The organism is Pontimonas sp. (genome assembly GCF_031581085.1).
GTDB lineage: Bacteria > Actinomycetota > Actinomycetes > Actinomycetales > Microbacteriaceae > Pontimonas.
Map to the genome: position 1 here is coordinate 1 of NZ_JAVLBO010000065.1, position 1,556 is coordinate 1,556.

Genomic DNA, 1,556 nt, shown 5'->3' on the forward strand with positions numbered 1-1,556 from the left:
CCTGGTGCGCGACGGGGCTGCTCAATTAGTGATTGACGTGGTGCTGCGCGGCTCCAGTGAGAACTCTCTGGGTCTTCGATACATTCTTGTCGACACCGACCGGGGCTGGTCGGTTGATGGTGCGAGCAACTTCGCAGTTGGAGGACAGGCCACCTAAGCCGGCTTACTGGCGGCCCTCTTCAGCACGGAAACATAGGCCTCGGCAACGACTCGTGGACTCCACAACTCGATTGCGCGTTGTCTCGCGGCTTCCCCGAGAGTCGCTTGGCGCTTCGGATTTGACACGACCCAGCGAATTGCTTCGGCTAAAGACTGCGTGTCAAAAGCGGAGGCGAGGCGGCCGGTGACCCGGTCGTGGACCACATCACTCAAGCCGGAGTTATCGAAGGCAACCACTGGCGTGCCGCATGATTGGGCTTCTGCAGCGACTTGACCGAAGGCTTCTAGTCGGGATGGGGCGACAAAGACGTCTGCTGCACAATAGGCAGAGCGCAACTGCGCATCATTGAGCCGGCCCACATATTGAACCGGAATACCGTCCCTATTTTCTTCCTCGCGCGACTCACCGAATACGACCACTCGAATTGATGGGGAGGCCGCGGTGTTGTCGCGGTGGCCCTGGAGGTCAGCGAGGGTGTCAAAAAGCAGATCAGCTCCTTTGTGGCGGTGGGCTGTCCCCCCTCCGGCCCCGAACACAATGACGGTGTCTTCGAGGGGAATTCCCAATTCCTCTCTCGCGAGCGTCTTCGGTTGCGGCGACCAAAAGTCGGTGTCAATCGGAACCGGAATCACGTGGCTCGGCCAGTGTTGAGTGAGCACGCTTGATCGGGCTTCTTTCTCTAACCAGGTTGTTAATGCCACGACATGGCTCGGTCTCTTCCAATGCCTTTTTTTTCGTCGAAAAGTTTCCCTGTCGATATCCGGCCCCGATTCGGTATCGGGGCGCGAGCGCCGAGAATAACCCTCTTGATAGCGACCCGTATCCGTGTAGTGCTCAGCCCCCGAAAACATCCACATATCCGAAAGGCGCCACACGATGGGCGCCTGCAGAGCTCCAATTTCTTCAATGGAAAGAGTGGCGTTTCCGAGCCAGCCAAGCATCACGACGTCGGGTGTCATGGCATTGATTTCTCGGCCCAGGCCACTGGGATAACGCGCCTGTGAGTGAAGAAGGGTGTTATTTGACACAAAGGGTTTGCGGGGAAAGTATTTGCGAAAACGAGTCCTCAGAAAGTAGCGCGCGTATTCCAGGCGGCTCCGTATCGGCTTTCCCCCCACAATCTGATCATCGTCGCGAGTTTTGTGAACCACTCGGAAGGTGATGTCGATCTCGTCGGCACAATGGGTTCGAATGGCGTCAAACACCCGGTAGGCCGCCCGTGCTGCACCCCCCACGCTGTCATGAGCGGCGACGAACACCACTTTGATTCTTGGCGTGTGTGACTCGTGGGAGCTATTTACCTGCACTGAAAACGCTCCATTCCCGAAGCACCTTGAGGGAAAAGCTCACCGAGCTTTTGGGGTCGCCGAAAGGCTATCGCGAGTCGAGGACGAGG

The 1,556-nt window shown here is 57.6% G+C and carries 1 protein-coding gene; it reads right to left on the bottom strand.

The window, feature by feature from the left end:
• Positions 1-153 precede the first annotated feature (153 nt).
• On the bottom strand, positions 154-1,467 hold the full coding sequence (locus RI518_RS07870) for a glycosyltransferase (protein ID WP_310689824.1): 1,314 nt from the start codon (positions 1,465-1,467) through the stop codon (positions 154-156).
• Positions 1,468-1,556: the final 89 nt, after the last annotated feature.